Annotated in this window: 14 protein-coding genes; 8 read left to right on the top strand and 6 right to left on the bottom strand. The window is 73.6% G+C overall.

The window, feature by feature from the left end:
- Positions 1-33 precede the first annotated feature (33 nt).
- The 3 genes from O7607_RS20010 to O7607_RS20000 all read right to left on the bottom strand — a co-directional run bounded on the left by O7607_RS20010 (position 34) and on the right by O7607_RS20000 (position 4,119).
- On the bottom strand, positions 34-2,358 hold the full coding sequence (locus O7607_RS20010; protein ID WP_442929533.1) for a transketolase C-terminal domain-containing protein: 2,325 nt from the start codon (positions 2,356-2,358) through the stop codon (positions 34-36).
- Between the two features lie 768 nt (positions 2,359-3,126).
- Positions 3,127-3,597 (bottom strand): MarR family winged helix-turn-helix transcriptional regulator, encoded by a 471-nt coding sequence (locus tag O7607_RS20005; protein ID WP_269704713.1) that lies wholly within the window; start codon positions 3,595-3,597, stop codon positions 3,127-3,129.
- A gap of 117 nt (positions 3,598-3,714) precedes the next feature.
- Positions 3,715-4,119: a secondary thiamine-phosphate synthase enzyme YjbQ gene (locus tag O7607_RS20000; RefSeq protein WP_030271630.1), complete on the bottom strand. Its 405-nt coding sequence runs from the start codon at positions 4,117-4,119 to the stop codon at positions 3,715-3,717.
- A gap of 189 nt (positions 4,120-4,308) precedes the next feature.
- Here O7607_RS20000 and aceE point away from each other — a divergent pair, with 189 nt between their 5' ends.
- On the top strand, positions 4,309-7,053 hold the full coding sequence (aceE, locus tag O7607_RS19995; protein ID WP_332367313.1) for a pyruvate dehydrogenase (acetyl-transferring), homodimeric type: 2,745 nt from the start codon (positions 4,309-4,311) through the stop codon (positions 7,051-7,053).
- Positions 7,054-7,185: 132 nt separating this feature from the next.
- Here aceE and O7607_RS19990 read toward each other — a convergent pair whose 3' ends face one another.
- Positions 7,186-7,632: an SRPBCC family protein gene (locus O7607_RS19990; RefSeq protein ID WP_269704712.1), complete on the bottom strand. Its 447-nt coding sequence runs from the start codon at positions 7,630-7,632 to the stop codon at positions 7,186-7,188.
- A 202-nt stretch (positions 7,633-7,834) separates the two neighbouring features.
- Here O7607_RS19990 and O7607_RS19985 point away from each other — a divergent pair, with 202 nt between their 5' ends.
- From O7607_RS19985 to gltX, 3 genes are read left to right on the top strand one after another with little or no spacing between them, the layout of a single operon-like run.
- Positions 7,835-9,148 carry a GH1 family beta-glucosidase gene (locus O7607_RS19985; protein ID WP_269707033.1) on the top strand — a complete coding sequence of 438 codons (1,314 nt, stop codon included), beginning with the start codon at positions 7,835-7,837 and terminating at the stop codon, positions 9,146-9,148.
- Complete coding sequence (locus O7607_RS19980; RefSeq protein ID WP_269704711.1) at positions 9,145-10,422, top strand: MFS transporter; 1,278 nt, start codon at positions 9,145-9,147, stop codon at positions 10,420-10,422. The genes O7607_RS19985 and O7607_RS19980 overlap by 4 nt, the downstream gene beginning before the upstream one ends.
- A gap of 49 nt (positions 10,423-10,471) precedes the next feature.
- Positions 10,472-11,881: a glutamate--tRNA ligase gene (gene gltX / locus O7607_RS19975; protein WP_269704710.1), complete on the top strand. Its 1,410-nt coding sequence runs from the start codon at positions 10,472-10,474 to the stop codon at positions 11,879-11,881.
- Positions 11,882-11,961: 80 nt separating this feature from the next.
- Here the strand turns inward: gltX and O7607_RS19970 are convergent, their stop codons facing one another.
- Positions 11,962-12,561: a copper resistance CopC family protein gene (locus tag O7607_RS19970; protein WP_269704709.1), complete on the bottom strand. Its 600-nt coding sequence runs from the start codon at positions 12,559-12,561 to the stop codon at positions 11,962-11,964.
- A 192-nt stretch (positions 12,562-12,753) separates the two neighbouring features.
- Here O7607_RS19970 and O7607_RS19965 point away from each other — a divergent pair, with 192 nt between their 5' ends.
- Entirely contained in the window at positions 12,754-13,419 is a 666-nt protein-coding gene (locus O7607_RS19965; protein WP_269704708.1) for a hypothetical protein, read from the top strand.
- 59 nt (positions 13,420-13,478) lie between these two features.
- Here O7607_RS19965 and O7607_RS19960 read toward each other — a convergent pair whose 3' ends face one another.
- On the bottom strand, positions 13,479-13,808 hold the full coding sequence (locus O7607_RS19960) for a hypothetical protein (RefSeq protein WP_269704707.1): 330 nt from the start codon (positions 13,806-13,808) through the stop codon (positions 13,479-13,481).
- Positions 13,809-13,911: 103 nt separating this feature from the next.
- Between O7607_RS19960 and O7607_RS19955 the strand changes: the two genes are divergently transcribed.
- The 3 genes from O7607_RS19955 (at position 13,912) to O7607_RS19945 (ending at position 17,398) form a co-directional block, all read left to right on the top strand.
- On the top strand, positions 13,912-15,186 hold the full coding sequence (locus O7607_RS19955) for a PucR family transcriptional regulator (protein WP_269704706.1): 1,275 nt from the start codon (positions 13,912-13,914) through the stop codon (positions 15,184-15,186).
- A 97-nt stretch (positions 15,187-15,283) separates the two neighbouring features.
- Positions 15,284-16,453, top strand: a complete 1,170-nt coding sequence (locus tag O7607_RS19950) for an acyltransferase domain-containing protein (RefSeq protein ID WP_269704705.1) — start codon at positions 15,284-15,286, stop codon at positions 16,451-16,453.
- Entirely contained in the window at positions 16,454-17,398 is a 945-nt protein-coding gene (locus tag O7607_RS19945) for a beta-ketoacyl-ACP synthase III (RefSeq protein ID WP_120568620.1), read from the top strand. It begins immediately after the preceding gene.
- Positions 17,399-17,408 lie beyond the last annotated feature (10 nt).

The raw sequence follows: 17,408 nt of genomic DNA, 5'->3' as shown, positions 1-17,408 counted from the left end.
GCCGCGCAAGTGGCGCACCGGGTGGAACGGAATTTACCGTGCCAGCAGCGTACGGGCACCCTGGGTGATGGCTTCCGCGGAGACCAGAACCTGACGGGCAGCCGGACCTAATGGTACAAACGAGTCAAGTCCGGCAACGCGGCGTGCGGCCCCCACGTACCCGGTGTCGACGAGCGCGGACAGCACGCCCTCGCCCACCCCGCCGGACCGCCGCGTCTCGTCCACCACCAGCACCCGGCCGGTCGCCGACGCCTCCCTGATGATGTCGGCCACCGGCAGCGGGGCCAGCCAGCGCAGGTCCACCACCCGGCTGCCCACGCCCTCCTCGGCCAGCGTGGCCGCCGCGCGCAGCGACATACGCACGCCGTTACCGAACGTGATGATGGTGAGGTCCTCGGCGGAGCCGATCCCGTACACCCGGGCCCGCCCGATCGGCACGTGACGGTCCGCCCAGGCACCCGGCTCGGCGTACTCGGCGGTCCACTCCTCGTCACCCTCGGTGTACAGGTCGCGGACGTGGTAGAGCGCAACCGGCTCCACGAGGACGCAGACACTGCCGTCCACCCGGGCCGCCGCGAGACAGGTACGCAGCATCGGCGCGGCGTCGTCCGGCCGGGCCGGCACGGCCACCACGAGCCCCGGTACGTCCCGCAGCGCCCCGAGCGAGTTGTCGTTGCGGTCGTACCCGCCGAGCCCGTCCGGGATCGCCAGGCCGGCCACCCGCACCACCATCGGATTGCGGAACGCGCCCTGGGAGAGGAAGCGCATGGTTGCCGCCTCGCCGCGGAGCTGGTCCTCGGCGCCGTGCAGCGACGTAAGGTGGCGGATCTCGGGCACCGGCAGCAGCCCGGCCAGTCCGGCGCCCAGCCCGAGTCCGAGGATCGAGGTCTCGTCCGGCAGCGTGTCGAACACGCGCGCCGCCCCGAACCGGTCCCGCAGCCCGTCGGTCACCCCGTGCGCCCCGCCCCGGGCGGCCACCTCGTGCCCGAATACCACCGTCCCGGGGTGGTCGAGCATGCCGTCGGCGAGCGCGGCGGTGATGCTCTGTGCCAGCGTCAGCGGGCCGGTCAGCTCCGGCGGCTTGCCGCCGAACGCCTCCGCCCGCGCCCCGGCGCCCGGCCCGGCCGCCCGCGCCGCCGCCTCGGCCACCGCGCGGGACACCCGGACCGGGCGGCGCGGCGCCAGTTCCCGCACGATCTCGACCGGGGACCCGAGCTTCGGCTCGTCCAGCACCTCCTCGGCGACGCGGCGCAGCTGCCAGCCCCGCTCGTCGTACCGGGCCAGCAGTTCCTCGCCACTGGCGTACCCGGAGGTCACCAGCAGCCGCGCGGTGGCCAGCAGGGGGTCGCGGGCCGCGTCGCCGTCACCCGGCCCCATCAGCCGGACCGCGCCCAGGTGCAGCACGGCCGGCCGGCGGTGCCGGCGTACCCAGGCCGCCGCCTCCGCCGCGACGCGGTAGCCGGCGACCACGTCCGTGCCGTCGGCCGCGAAGTACCGGATGCCGGGCCGGGACCGCAGCGTGGCGGCCACCCACCCCTCGGCGGCGCGACCGCTGTCCTCGCACACGAACAGCACCGGGAGGCGCAGGCCGGTGTGGTCGTACCAGCCGGTCGTGTTGAGCGCGGCGGTGACCGCGGCGTGGTCGACAGCGCCGTCGTCGAAGGAGCAGAGCACCACGGCGTCGGCGGGCCAGGCGGCCGCCTCGGCGTCGCCGTCCGCGGACCGCGCGCCCCGGCGCAGCCGCTCCAGGGCCAGCCCCAGGCCGACCGCGCGCGGCAGGTGCGCACCGGCGGTCGCCGCGGTCGGCACCACCGCCAGGTCGGCGCGACCGAAGACCTTCGCCCGGCCGCCGGCGGCCGGTTCCTCCGCGGACGCGACGATGCCGCGCAGCACGTCGCGCGCCGCCGCCGCGAACGCGTCGTCGGGCGCGGGCTGCGGCAGATCGGGTACGACGACAGTCGCGTCCCCGTCCGCGTCCACGGCGATCGCCGCTCCCGACGGAAGCCTGCCCGCCTCCCCGCCGCCCCCGCCATCGCTGCGCGCGACGTCGTCCCGCACGCCCGCCCGCTCGAGATCTTGGTACGAAACGGCCCCCATAGGGGCACTTTCGCTCCAAGATCTCCCCGGGTCCCGGGGGGTGGGAGTGGCTGACGGGTTGCTATCCGCGTCGGGCTGGGCCGGCGCGCCGGGAGCGGTGTCCGGCTGGGCCAGGGCGGTGCGCGGGGCAGCCTCGGCGGATGAGGCGTCGACGGCCGGGGCGGGGCGTGACGCAGGCTCGGCGGACGAGGCGCCGGAGGCCGGGGCAGTGTGCGGCGCGGTGGAGGCGCGGGCCTGCTCGGCGGGTGCGGCGCCGGTGATCGGGGCGGTGAGCGGTGCGCTGGAGGCGTGGGCCGGGTCGGCGGATGGGGCGCCGGAAGCCGGGACGGCGAGCGGCGCGCTGGAGGCGTGGGCCGGGTCGGCGGGTGCGGCGTCGAAATCTGGGGCGGTGTGCGGTGCGCTGAATGCGCGGATCGGCTCGACGGGTGAGGTGTCGGAGGCCGTGGCAGTGAGCGGCACGCCGGAGGCCGGGATGGGGTGCGGCGCGGTGGATGCGGGGTTCGCCTCGTCGGGCCGGGCGTCGGAGGGCGCGCCGGACGCGCCGGTGCGGGCGGTGTCGGGTGTGGCGGCGGGGGGCGACGCGGCGTCGGACAGGGTGCCGGAGGGCGACGACGGGGCGGGCGGGAAGGCGCCGGCGGCCTGGGCGGCGCGCAGGCAGTAGAACGCACCGGAGCGGGCGTGCAGCAGCGCCGGGTCGGTCGGCCGCAGCGCGGCGGCCACCGCGGCGTTGCCCTCGTGGCCCGCCGACTCGATCGTGTGGTACCCCTCACCGAACCCATGCAGCCAGAGCCCGGCCAGGTCGAGCAGCCGGCTGGTGAGTTGCGCGTCGAACAGGGCGAGCGCCTGCGCACCGGTCAACGGCCCGCCGTCGGGCAGCGGTTCGCCCAGGTCGCGCCGCTGGTCGGGCGCACCGAGCGCGGCCAGTTCGGCTCGGAGCCGGTCGTCGAGATCGTGCGGGGTGGTCACGTCGGAAAGCATTACCGACTCGGGCCCGCCGCGCCCAGTCGGACACGTTCCGCCCGGCGTGGCTCAGACGTCGCCGCAGCCCTCCGGGCAGCCGCCGTCGGAGACCTTGAACACCAGCTCACGCAGCGCGGCCAGCTCGGCGGTGCTCAGGCCGTCGAGGAGTCGGGAGTCCGACATGACCTGCCCGACCCGGTCGCGGACCTCCCGGCCGCGTCCGGTGACCACCAGCGTCTTCTGCCGCCGGTCGGCCGGGTCGGTCCGTCGTTCCACCAGTCCGGCCTGCTCGAGCCGGTCGGCCAGGCCGGTGACGTTGGACCTGTCGCAGCCGAGTTGCTCGGCGAGGTCGCGTGCGGGAAGGGGGCGGTCCGGGTCCAGCTCGTGCAGCGCGCGGGCCGCCGCCGGGGTGAGCCCCAGCGCGGCGATCCCCTCGTCCTGGTGGTGCCGCATCGCGGCGGCGATGCGCAGGATCCGGCGCACGGTCTCCCCGGCGAGGCCGGCCCGGTCGCCGGCGGTGGGAGCGGTGGAATGCGCCATCCGTTCATGTTAGGACGAAGTCGATCTTCGATCAGCCGAACGGTCAGGCACCTCCTGCAACCGATTGCCGATCATGGAGCGCTGTTCGGCGGAAAGCCCCGCCCGGTCGTCCGCGCGTCAGCCGGCCAGGAACGAGAAGCGCACCTGGCGGTCGGGGTTGTCGCCGTTGGTGTCGACCAGGCAGATCGACTGCCAGGTGCCGAGCTGCAGCCGCCCGCCGAGCACCGGCAGCGTCGCGTACGGCGGCACGAACGCCGGCAGCACGTGGTCGCGGCCGTGCCCGGGTGAGCCGTGCCGGTGCCGCCACCTGTCGTCGGTGGGGAGCAGGTCGTCGAGCGCCCGCAGCAGGTCGTCGTCGGACCCGGCGCCGGTCTCGATGATCGCCAGCCCGGCGGTGGCGTGCGGGACGAAGACGTGCAGCAGCCCGTCGCCGGCCCCGGAGACGAAGCGCTCGGCCTCGCTCGTGATGTCCCGGACGGTCGGGCGGGAGCCGGTCCGGACGGTGATCACCTCACTGCGCATACGGCGCATTCTGCCGCAGCGCCCGGTTCCCTGCCGCGCCCGCCGATAGCGCATCCGGTGATCGCGCAAAGTTACTGATGGGTACCTGTGTTCAGCGTCGCGTCTGGGGGCGGGAGAGGTGACGACACGCGCCACCAGGGGGCAGGATGGCGCTAGAGACCTATCCCACACGAAACCGAGGGAACGCCTGTGGCTACGGAACGCAAGCGCCCGGTGATCACCGCTGGTCTGCCGAGCCAGCTTCCGGACATCGACCCTGAAGAAACCAGCGAATGGGTCGAGTCACTCGACGGTGTCATCGACGAGCGCGGGACAAAGCGAGCCCGGTACGTCATGCTGCGCCTGCTGGAGCGGGCCCGCGAGCGGCAGGTCGGGGTGCCATCCCTGACCACCACCGACTACATCAACACGATCCCGCCGGAGCGCGAACCGTGGTTCCCGGGTGACGAGCACGTCGAGCGGCGGCTGCGGGCGTACATCAGGTGGAACGCCGCGATGCTGGTGCACCGGGCACAGCGCCCGGAGATCGGCGTCGGTGGGCACATCTCCACGTTCGCCAGCTCGGCGTCCCTCTACGAGGTGGGCTTCAACCACTTCTTCCGGGGCAAGAACCACCCCGGCGGCGGGGACCAGATCTTCTACCAGGGTCACGCCTCCCCCGGCATGTACGCGCGGGCGTTCCTGGAGGGCCGGCTCAGCGAGAACCAGCTCGACGGGTTCCGGCAGGAGCTGTCGCACCCCGGTGGCGGGCTGCCGTCGTACCCGCACCCGCGGCTGATGCCGGACTTCTGGGAGTTCCCCACCGTCTCCATGGGCCTCGGGCCGCTGAACGCCATCTACCAGGCGCGGTTCAACCGCTACCTGCAGCACCGCGGCATCAAGGACACCTCCCAGCAGCACGTCTGGGCGTTCCTCGGCGACGGTGAGATGGACGAGGTCGAGTCGCTCGGCGCGATCGGCGTGGCCGCCCGCGAGGAGCTGGACAACCTCACCTTCGTGATCAACTGCAACCTCCAGCGCCTGGACGGACCGGTCCGCGGCAACGGCAAGGTCATGCAGGAGCTGGAGGCGTTCTTCCGGGGTGCCGGCTGGAACGTCATCAAGGTCGTCTGGGGCCGGGAGTGGGACCCGCTGCTCGCCGCGGACACCGACGGCGCGCTGGTCAACCTCATGAACACCACGCCCGACGGTGACTACCAGACCTACAAGGCGGAGTCCGGGGCGTACGTGCGGGAGCACTTCTTCGGCCGCGACCCGCGGACCCGCAAGATGGTCGAGCACCTGTCCGACGACGAGATCTGGAACCTCAAGCGGGGTGGCCACGACTACCGCAAGCTCTACGCGGCCTACAAGGCGGCGATGGAGCACACCGGCCAGCCGACGGTGATCCTCGCCAAGACGATCAAGGGCTGGACGCTCGGCTCGCACTTCGAGGGCCGTAACGCCACGCACCAGATGAAGAAGCTGACGCTGGAGGACCTGAAGCTCTTCCGCGACCGCCTCTACCTGGACATCCCGGACAAGCAGCTGGAGGAGAACCCGTACCTCCCGCCGTACTACACCCCGGGCGAGAAGTCGGACGAGATCACGTACCTGAAGGACCGGCGTCAGCAGCTCGGCGGCTACCTGCCCACGCGCAGTACCGCGCGCAAGACGCTGGCCATCCCGGGCACCGAGCGGTTCTCCGACGTCAAGCGCGGCTCGGGCAAGCAGAAGGTCGCCACCACGATGGCGTTCGTCCGCCTGCTCAAGGACATCATGAAGGACAAGGAGTTCGGCAAGCGCTGGGTGCCGATCATCCCGGACGAGGCCCGTACCTTCGGTATGGACTCGCTGTTCCCGACGCAGAAGATCTATTCGCCGCACGGTCAGCGCTACACCGCCGTGGACCGGGACCTGTTCCTGTCCTACAAGGAGTCGACCACCGGCCAGATCCTGCACGAGGGCATCAACGAGGCCGGGTCGGTCGCCTCGTTCACCGCCGCCGGTACGGCGTACGCCACCCACGGCGAGCCGATGATCCCGCTGTACATCTTCTACTCGATGTTCGGCTTCCAGCGCACCGGCGACGGGTTCTGGGCGGCGGCGGACCAGATGGCGCGGGGCTTCGTGCTCGGCGCGACCGCCGGCCGGACCACGCTCAACGGTGAGGGCCTCCAGCACGAGGACGGCCACTCGCTGCTGCTCGCCGCCACCAACCCGGCGGTGGTCTCCTACGACGCGGCGTTCGCCTTCGAGCTGGCGCACATCGTGGAGAACGGCCTGCACCGGATGTACGGCGAGGCGCAGGAGAACATCTTCTACTACCTCACCGTCTACAACGAGCCGATCTTCCAGCCGGCCGAGCCGGAGGGGGTGGACGTCGAGGGCATCGTCAAGGGCATCCACCGCTACTCCCCCGCGCCGCAGGTCGGCGACGACGCGCCGAAGGCGAACATCCTGGCCTCCGGCACCGGCATGCAGTGGGCGCTCAAGGCCCAGCAGCTGCTCGCCGAGGACTGGGGCGTGGCCGCCGACGTGTGGTCGGTGACGTCCTGGACCGAGCTGCGCCGTGACGCGGTGGAGTGCGAGGAGCACAACCTGCTCAACCCGGGCGAGGAGCCGCGGGTGCCGTACATCGCGCGGAAGCTGGCCGACGCCGACGGGCCGAAGGTCGCTGTGAGCGACTGGATGCGCGCGGTACCGGACCTGATCGCCCGCTGGGTACCCGGCGACTACACCTCGCTCGGCACCGACGGCTTCGGCATGTCGGACACCCGGCACGCGCTGCGCCGTCACTTCCACGTGGACGCCGAGTCGGTGGCGGTGGCCACGCTGCGCCAGCTCGCGCTGCGCGGCGTGGTGCCGGCCCACGTGCCGGCCGACGCCGCCCGCAAGTACGCGCTGGACGACGTCAACGCCGCCCCGGTCGGCGAGACCGGCGGCGACAGCTAGTACCCGTCACGCGAGAAGGGCCCGACGCCAGGCGCGCCGGGCCCTTCTCGTCCCCCGATGCGACGACGGCCCGGCGTCCCTGGCGGGAACGCCGGGCCGTCACCATCGCGGGCGACGCCGGGACGGGCTCGGTCAGCCGACGGCGGCCAGGTCGGTCAGCCGGGCCAGCGAGTCCTCCAGGTCGGCGCCGACCCGGCGCAGGCCGAGCCGGAGCAGGGCCGCCTTGACGGGTCCGGCGGGCCACCGCACGACGATCAGGCGTACGACGGTGCCGCCCTCCTCCTCGTCCGGGGTCAGCTGGACGTAGATCTCGGTGCGCGCCTCGGCACGGGCGCCGGCACCCTTCGCGCGTTCGCGCCAGCCGATCAGGGTCGGCTCCTGGAAGGCGATCACCTCGGCCTCGTGCGCGGCGCCGCGTCCGGCCTGGACCAGCTGCCGCCGCCCGAATCCCTCCCCGGACAGGACCTCGGCCGCGCGGACTCCCGCCAGCCAGGCCGGCAGCTGCTCGGCGCGCTGCACGACGTCCCAGACCACATCCACCGGCGCCGCCACGTGTGCGCTTCGTTCCACGAGGATCATGAGTATCTTTCCCCCACTTAAATCACATCCGCGATATTCGGCACTCTATGTGTAAATCGGACTTAAGCGGACGGGTTCGGCCAAGACACGCCGAACCCCCTTGCGCCATCCAGTCATCTCGGCCTATGGCGCGGCGGTCCGCAGGGCCCTAGAGTCGCGAGCACGCTTCACGTTCCTGGAGGGTGACTTGACGACCGCGCCGATGCCCGAGTTCCCCGCCGGCTTCCGCTGGGGGGTCTCCACCTCCGCGTACCAGATCGAGGGAGCGACCTCGGTGGACGGGCGCGGTCCGTCCATCTGGGACACCTTTGCCCACACCCCGGGCCGGATCGCCGACGGCAGCACCGGCGACGAGGCGTGCGACCACTACCACCGGTACGCCGAGGACACCGCGCTACTGGCCGGGCTGGGGGTGTCCGCGTACCGGTTCTCCATCGCCTGGCCCCGGATCCAGCCGGCCGGCACCGGCCCGGCCAACGCCGCCGGGCTGGACTTCTACGACCGGCTGGTGGACGGCCTGCTCGCCGCCGGCGTGGACCCGGTCGCCACGCTGTTCCACTGGGACCTGCCGCAGGCGCTGGAGGACGCGGGCGGCTGGCTGAACCGGGACACGGCCGCCCGCTTCGCCGAGTACGCCGACCTGACCGCGGCCCGCCTCGGGGACCGGGTGAAGCTCTGGATCACGCTCAACGAACCGTTCATCCACATGAGCCTCGGCCACGGCGTGGGCGAGCACGCACCCGGCCGGACGCTGCTGTTCGACGCCTTCCCGGTGGCCCACCACCAGCTCCTCGGGCACGGTCTCGCGGTCGCCGCGCTGCGCGCCCGCAGCACGTCCCCGGTGGCGATCGCCAACAACTACTCCCCGGTACGCCTGGCCGGCGACACCGACGCGGACCGGGCCGCCGCCGCGGCGTACGACGCGCTGCACAACCTCCTGTTCACCGATCCGCTGCTCGGACGCGGCTATCCGGACGCGCTCGGCCCCGACCCGGGCGTGGTACGCGACGGCGACCTGGACGTCATCGCCGCCCCGATCGACGTGCTGGGCGTCAACTACTACAACCCGACCGGCATCCGGGCGCCGGAGGCGGACTCGCCGCTGCCGTTCGAGATCGTGCCGCTCGACGGCTACCCGCGTACCGCGTTCGACTGGCCGGTGGCCCCGGACGGGCTGCGGGAACTGCTGCTCCAGCTGCACCAGCGGTACGGCGATGCGCTGCCGCCGATCCAGGTCACCGAGAGCGGCTGCGCGTACGACGACGCGCCGGACGCCGACGGCCGGGTGCACGACCCGCAGCGGATCGCGTACCTGGACGGACACGTGCGCGCGGTGCACCAGGCGGTGGCCGAGGGCGTGCCGGTGACCGGGTACTTCGTCTGGTCGCTGCTGGACAACTGGGAGTGGGCCGAGGGCTTCACCAAGCGGTTCGGCCTGGTGCACGTCGACTTCGCAACGCAGCGGCGGACGCCGAAGTCGTCGTACACCTGGTTTCGGGATCTGGTCCGGCGATGACCACGATGAACCCGACGCCGGCGTCGCTGCCGGCGGCGCTCGCGGAGCCGACCGTGCCGGTGCGGCGCGGCTGGATCGCGCTGATCTTCGCGGCCAACCTGGGCGTCTGGATGGCGTTCTTCACCCCGATCCAGGTGCTGCTGCCGCAGCAGGTGGAACGGATCGCGCCGGCCGACAAGGAGGCCATGCTGGCGGTGGTCACCGGCATCGGGGCGCTCGCCGCGGTGCTGGCGAACCCGCTCGCCGGGGCGCTGTCCGACCGCACCTCGCTGCGGCTGGCCAACCGCCACTTCGGCCGCCGGCACGTCTGGACCGCACTCGGCGCGGTGATCGGCGCGCTCGCCCTGGTGCTGCTGGCCCGGCAGAACACGATCGCCGGGGTGGCGGTGGCCTGGGTCGCCGCGCAGGTCTGCTTCAACGCGATGCTGGCCAGCCTCACCGCCGCGATCCCGGACCGGGTGCCGGTGGCGCAGCGCGGCGGCGTGTCCGGCTGGGTGGGCATCCCGCAGGCGCTGGGCCTGGTGCTCGGCGCGGTGCTGGTGACCGCCGTGGTCACCGGCAACGCCGCCGGGTACGCGGCGATCGCGCTCGCCGTGCTGCTGCTGTCGCTGCCGTTCGCGCTGCTGACCCAGGACGACCACCTGCCCCGGGAGCACCGGTCGCCGCTGCGGCTGCGCTCGCTGTTCACCTCCATGTGGATCAGCCCGCGCCGGCACCCCGACTTCGCCTGGGCCTGGTTCACCCGGTTCCTGGTGCAGACCGGCAACGCGCTCGGCACGCTCTACCTGCTCTACTTCCTCACCGACGGGGTACGGGTGGCCGACCCCGAGGGCTCGCTGCTGATCCTGATCCTGCTCTACACGGTCGGCATGATGCTGACCGCCGTGACCGCCGGGCGCATGTCCGACCGCTCCGGCCGGCGCAAGGTCTTCGTGATCGCCTCCGGGCTGATCATGGCGGTGGCGGCGACGCTGCTGGCGGTGGCGCCCATCTGGCCGATGGCGATCGTCGCGGCGCTGCTGCTCGGCGCCGGGTACGGCGTCTACCTGTCGGTGGACGCCGCGCTGATCACGCAGGTGCTGCCCGCCGCCACCGACCGGGCCAAGGACCTCGGCGTGATCAACATTGCCAACTCGGCGCCGCAGGTGCTCGGTCCGGCGCTGTCCGCGCCGATCGTCGTGCACCTCGGCGGCTACCCGACGCTGTACGCGGTCACCGCGGCGGTCACCCTGCTCGGCAGCGCCCTGGTCGTGAAGATCAAGTCGGTGCCCTGACCCGGCCCCCTGCCGGAAACCTCTCGCGGTCCGCCGTAGGCTGGGGGGCGTGACGGTACGTGTACGCTTCGCCCCTTCCCCGACCGGTATGTTCCACGTCGGCGGCGCCCGTTCGGCGCTGCAGAACTGGATCTTCGCCAAGCAGCAGGGCGGGGTGTTCGTGCTGCGCATCGAGGACACCGACGCGGCACGTAACCGGCCCGAGTGGACCGAGGGCATCCTGTCCGCGCTCGACTGGATCGGCATCGCCCGGGGCAGCTACGAGGGCCCGTACTTCCAGTCCTCGTACGCGGGCGAGCACCGGGCCGCCGCGCAGCGGCTGTACGAGGGCGGCCGGGCCTACTACTGCGACTGCACCCGCGAGGACGTGCAGGCGCGTACCGGCCCGCAGCAGCGCGGCTACGACGGCTTCTGCCGCGACCGCGGCCTGGGACCGGGCGAGGGCCGGGCACTGCGCTTCCGTACGCCGGACGAGGGCGAGACCGTGGTGGTCGACCTGGTCCGCGGCGAGCCGACGTTCGAGAACAAGCTGATCGAGGACTTCGTCATCGCCCGGGGCGACGGCTCGCCGGTGTTCCTGCTGGCGAACGTGGTCGACGACATGTCGATGGGGATCACCCACGTGATCCGGGCCGAGGAGCACCTGCCGAACACCCCGAAGCAGCAGCTGCTGTGGGACGCGCTCGGCGTCAAGCCGCCGATCTGGGCGCACGTGCCGGTGGTGGTGAACGAGAAGCGGCAGAAGCTGTCCAAGCGGCGGGACAAGGTCGCGCTCGAGGCGTACCGGGACGAGGGCTACCTCGCCGACGCGATGCGCAACTACCTGATGCTGCTGGGCTGGGCGCCCTCGGGCGACCGGGAGATCGTGCCCTGGTCGGTCATCGAGGAGGAGTTCCGGCTGGACGAGGTCAACCCGTCCCCGGCGTTCTTCGACGAGAAGAAGCTGCGCGCGTTCAACGGCGACTACATCCGGGCGCTGCCGGTGGCGGACTTCGTCGAGGCGTGCCGGCCGTGGCTCATCGGCACCGACACCATCGCCCCGCCGCCGTGGCAGCCCGACGAGTTCGACCCGGCCGCGTTCGCCGCGGTTGCAGCGCTCGCCCAGACCCGGATCGCGGTGCTCAGCGAGATCGTGCCGAACGTCGACTTCCTGTTCCTGGCCGACCCGCTGATCGACGAGGCGGCCTGGGCCAAGGCGATGAAGGAGGGCGCCGCCGAGCTGCTGGACGCGGCGATCGTCGCGTTCGAGGCGCTGGAGTCCTGGGACGCCGAGTCGCTGAAGGCCACGCTGGAGGCGGTCGGCGCCGAGCGCGGGCTGAAGCTGGGCAAGGCGCAGGCGCCGGTACGCGTCGCGGTCACCGGACGCACCGTCGGCCTGCCGCTGTTCGAGTCGCTGGAGGTGCTCGGCCGCGACCGTACGCTGACCCGGCTGCGCGCCGCTCGCGTACGCCTGGTCTGAGTCACCCGCCCGGGCGCGTCACGGGGAGTGTCGCCCGCGAGCCGACCCAGGCCGACCGGCCGGCGTCAGCGGGCGGGGAGTCAGCGGCGGGCGGCCCGGCGGCGCAGCAGCAGCCCGCCGCCCAGCGCGGCCAGCACCACCACCGCGCCGGCCGCCCACAGCCAGCCCGTACCCCCGTCGTCGTCCGCCTCGGCGGCGGTCGGGGTCGGGGTCGGGCTCGGCGCGGCGCTGGTGGGCGCGGCGGTCGGGGCGGCGCTGGTGGGCGGCGTGCTCGCCGACGGCGATTCGGCCGGGGTGCCGGTGGTCAGTGTGAACCGGATCTCCCCCTTGACCGGATGGCCGTCGTCGGACGCCAGCCGGTAGGTGACGATGTAGAGCCCGGCCGCGCCCGGCCGGAACGGCACGGTGACGCGCTTGCCGGAGAAGGCCGGCGCGCCGCCGGTCGCGGCCACGTTGTCCGGGCCGGTGACGGTGACCTCGGTGGTGGCCTCCTTCGGCGTGGCGAGGAACCGCAGCTCGATCCGCTCCGGGGCGGCGGCCAGCCGGGCCCCGTCGCGCGGGTCACTGCCGGTCAGCGAATTGTGCGCGGCGGCCGGCGCGGCCGGGAGCAGCGCGAACGCCGCCACCATCCCGAGCACCACCACCCAGGTACGCGCCACACGGGCGACCCTGCCCCCCATGGTTTCCTCCGTCCGGGTAGGATCCGGCCGATGATCATCGACCGTTCGTTGGTCGGTCTCAGCTCGCAGATAGTTCCAAATACTCTTCCACCAGCTGCAACCGGACGCCGTTTTGCGGAGTCTTTGTGGTGGGCACCGGTCCAGTGTGACCTGCAGCGGAAGCCAGCCATCGAACGGGGCGAGGAGGCGGCGATGATCCGTAGGGTGAGACGGCTGCTGGTCACCGTGACCGGGAGCGTGGCGGCGCTGGCGTGCGCGCTGGCCCTGGCCGGCACGACGGCGGCACAGGCCGCGCCCAAGCCCAAGCCGGCCGTCCCGGCCGGCGTGGACATCAGCGGCGAGCGGCTCGACGGCCCGCTGAAGCTGCGGTCCGACACCAGGCCGAACGAGGTCAACCTGGTGGTCGACCAGGTCAGGTGGCTCGGCGCGACCGGCCAGCTGCGCGGCCCGGCCGCCAAGGACCTCGGTCCGAAGTACACGGTGGTGGTGCTCACCGCCGCCGGCCCGCAGCGCACCTACGACCTGTTCCCCCTGGCCAAGGGCGGTCCGCGGATCTACCGGCCGGGCAAGCAGCCGGACCTGAGCAGCAGCCGGGCCGGCTGGTTCTTCGGGCGGCTCAACATGCCCGAGACGCTGCGCTCGGTCGGCGTGCCGATGCCGGCGCAGTTCGACACGCTCGCCGGCGGCATCGGCGGCGGCGAGCGGGTGCTTCCGGAGGAGGCGCTCGACCCGGTGCAGAACATCGACACCGCGCTCGGCGAACTCCAGCGGCTGCTGCTGCTCAACGTGGGTGTCGTACTGGTGATCACCGCCGGGCTGGCCGGCATCGCGCTGCTGGTCCGCCGCCGCACCCGCTGAGCCCGGCCCGCACCCCGCCCGATCCCGGCCGGTGTCGGATCAGCCCGGCCGGCGCCGCGTCAGCACCAGCGGCGCGGCGGGCGCTCCCGGCGGGTGGTGCGGTTGCGCGGGCGTACCGCGCCGTGACGATGGGCACCCGCCCAGCCCGCCAGATCGCTGCGGCAGCCCTGGTCCGGCGACGGCTCGTCGGCCAGGTGCGCCGGCTCCGCCGACCGCTGCCGGGGCACGCCCGGCTCGTCCTCGGCGCGTTCCGGCGGCCGCCCGGCCGGCGGCTCCCCCTGATGGTGCAGGCACGGCCGGCGCGGGTGCGTGGCAGTCGCCGGCTGCTCGTGACCCCGCCGGCAGGCCTCACCCTGGGCGCAACCGTGCTCGGCCTCCCCCTGCGCCATCCCGGCCCCCTCACGCGTCGCCCTCGCCCGCCCGGCCGGAGTCTGGCCCGGCGTGCCCTGACACCGTACTGGCCCGGCCGGACGAGATCGTCAGCGCGTACCGGTGGAGATCGTCACGCCGCCGCGGGCCCGTCGCCTCGAGGTGGATCCGCTGGTCACGCCGTGTCACGCTGGTGCGGTGAGCGAACCGGGCGGAACGGAGACGTCGGCGACGCTGCGGCGCATCGAACGGGCCGCGGGCGGCCTGGCGACCGCCAGCGTGGCCCGGATGGACGAGACGCTGCCGTGGTTCCGTGAGCTGCCCGCCGACCAGCGTTCCTGGGTCATGCTCGTCGCCCAGGCCGGCGTGCGCTCCCTGGTGCAGTGGCTGCGCCAGGGCGGGGGCGCCACCGACCGTACCCAGGAGGTCTCCGACGAGGTCTTCGCCGCCGCGCCGCAGGCGCTGGCCCGCTCGATCAGCCTCCAGCAGACCGTGGCGCTGATCAAGGTGACCATCGACGTGGTCGAGGAGCAGGTGTCGGACCTGGCCGTGCCGGGCGAGGAGCAGTCGCTGCGGGAGGCGGTGCTGCGCTTCTCCCGGGAGATCGCGTTCGCCGCCGCGCGGGTGTACGCCCGGGCCGCCGAGAGCCGCGGCTCCTGGGACGCCCGGTTGCAGGCGCTGCTTGTCGACGCGCTGCTACGCGGCGACTCCCCGGACGTGCTGGCCAGCCGGGCCGCCGCGCTGGGCTGGACGGACGCGCCGCCGGTCGCGGTGGCGGTGGGCCGCTCCCCCGGCGGCGAGGTCGCGGCCGTGCTGCACACCGTCTACCGGCAGGCCCGGCGGATCGGCGTCGAGGTGATCGGCGGCGTGCACGGCGACCGGCTGGTCATCGTGCTGGGCGGTGCGGCCGATCCGGTGGCGGCCACGGAGAAGCTCCGTACCGCCTTCGGTGAGGGTCCGGTGGTGGTCGGCCCGGCGGTGCCCAGCCTGGACGAGGCCACCGAGTCGGCGCGCGCGGCGCTCGCCGGGTTCCGGGCCGCGCCGGCCTGGCCGACCGCGCCGTGCCCCGTCGCCGCCGACGAGCTGCTCCCGGAACGCGCGCTGGCCGGTGACACCGAGGCCCGCCGCCGGCTGCGCCACGACGTGTACGCGGCGCTGGCCCGCTCCGGCGGCGAGCTGCTGGAGACGCTCGACGCGTTCTTCGCCGCCGGCGGCACGCTGGAGAGCGCGGCCCGGGCGCTGTTCGTGCACCCGAACACCGTGCGCTACCGGCTGAAGCGGATCGCCGAGGTGACCGGTTTCTCGCCCCTCGCTCCGCGCGACGCGTTCGCGTTGCAGGTCGCGCTGACAGTGGGACGGCTCGACCCGGTGGTGCCGGCGGTCTCCGACCGGCGATGATCGCCAGCGATCTTTGTAGGTTTCCTCTAAAGGTTCTAGTGCGGTTTGGTGCCGTACGTTACAGCGCGGCACGCCCGGATCCGTCAGAGTCGTACACGTGCTCGCCGTACTCTCCCCCGGACAGGGTTCGCAGAAGCCCGGCTTCCTCGCGCCATGGCTCGACCTCCCCGGCACCGAGGCGCGTCTGCGCTGGTGGTCTGCCCTCGCCGGGGTGGACCTGATCCACCTGGGCACCCGGGCGGACGCGGACGAGATCAAGGACACCGCCCGCACCCAGCCGCTGCTGGTCGCCGCCGCGCTGCTCGCCGCCGATCACCTGCCGATGCACGAGGTCGGGCTGGTCGCCGGGCACAGCGTCGGCGAGCTGGGCGCCGCCGCGCTGGCCGGCGTGCTGCCGGCCGAGTCCGCCGTGACACTCGCCGGCGTACGCGGGCGGGAGATGGCCGCCGCCTGCGCGCTCGAGCCGACCGGGATGGCCGCCGTGCTCGGCGGTGACCCGGACGAGGTGATCGCCGCGCTGACCGCCCACGGGCTGCACCCGGCCAACCGCAACGGCGCCGGTCAGATCGTGGCCGCCGGGGCGATCGACGGGCTGGACAAGCTGGCCGCCGAGCCGCCGGCCCGGACCCGGGTCATCCGGCTCCAGGTGGCGGGCGCGTTCCACACGCCGTACATGGCTCCGGCCGAGACCGCCCTGGCCGCGGTGGCCGCCGGCGTCCCCGCCGCCGCCCCGGCCCGGATCCTGCTGTCCAACCTCGACGGCGCGCCGGTCGGGCACGGCCCGGAGACGGTCCGGCGGCTGGTCCGGCAGGTGACCGCCCCGGTCCGCTGGGACCTGTGCATGCGCACGCTGGCCGACCTGGGCGTCACCGGCGTGATCGAGCTGCCGCCGGCCGGCACCCTGGCCGGGCTGGTCAAGCGGGAACTCAAGGGCGAGGGCGCACCCGAGATCGTCACCCTGAACACCCCGGCCGACCTGCCCGCCGCGCGCCGCCTGATCGCGCGGCACGCCGGCCCCGCCGCCCGCCCCACCGCACCGTCGTACCGGGTGGTCGTCTCGCTCGCCGCCGGGCGCCTCGACCGGTCGGCCGCACCGGCCGAGGGCACCGAGGTACGCGCCGGACAGGTCCTCGGCCACGTCGCCACCGGCCGGGGGCCGGTCGAGGTGACGGCGCACGACAACGGGTCGCTCGTCGAGTGGCTCGCACACCACGACGACCCGGTCGCACCGGGCCAGCCCCTCGTCCGCATCGGAGGAACGCACTAAATGGCCGGCAGCCGGATCGTCGCGATGGGGCACTACCAGCCCTCCCGCGTCGTCACGAACGACGAGATCGCCCAGATGGTCGACACCAACGACGAGTGGATCCGGGACCGGGTCGGCATCGTCACCCGGCGGATCGCCGGCGACGAGACGGTGGCCGACATGGCCACCGCCGCCGCCGGCAAGGCGCTCGCCAACTCCGGCCTCACCGCCGCCGACATCGATCTGGTCGTGGTGGCCACCTGCTCGTCGGTGGACCGCAGCCCCAACGTGGCCTGCCGGGTCGCGGCCAAGCTGGGCATCAACGCGCCCGGGGCCTTCGACCTCAACACCGCCTGCTCCGGTTTCGCGTACGCGCTGGGCACGGTGGACCACGCGATCCGGGCCGGCGCGGCGCGCAACGCGATCGTCGTCGGCGCGGAGAAGCTCTCCGACTTCACCGACTGGACCGACCGCTCGACCTGCATCATCTTCGCCGACGGCGCCGGGGCGGCGGTGGTCACCGCGACCGCCGACGACGAGCCGGCCGGAATCGGGCCGGTGGTCTGGGGTTCCGCGCCGGAGAAGAGCGACGCGGTCCGGATCGAGGGCTGGCAGCCGTACATCACCCAGGAGGGGCAGTCGGTGTTCCGCTGGGCCACCACCGCGATCGCCCCGCTCGCGCTGCAGGCCTGCGAGCGCGCCGGGGTGGATCCGTCGGAGCTGGCCGCGTTCGTGCCGCACCAGGCCAACGCCCGGATCATCGACGGCATCGCCAAGCGGCTGAACATCCCGGACGCGATCATCGCCAAGGACATCGTCGAGTCCGGCAACACGTCGGCGGCGAGCATCCCGCTGGCCCTGTCGAAGCTTGTCGAGCGGCGCGAGGTGCCCTCGGGCGCCCCGGTGCTGCTGTTCGGCTTCGGCGGCGGCCTGACCTACGCCGGCCAGGTCGTGCGCTGCCCCTGAAACCCCCTCG

Source organism: Micromonospora sp. WMMA1949 (assembly GCF_027460145.1).
In the GTDB taxonomy this organism is placed as follows: domain Bacteria; phylum Actinomycetota; class Actinomycetes; order Mycobacteriales; family Micromonosporaceae; genus Micromonospora.
This window is presented reverse-complemented; position numbering and strand designations above follow the sequence as displayed.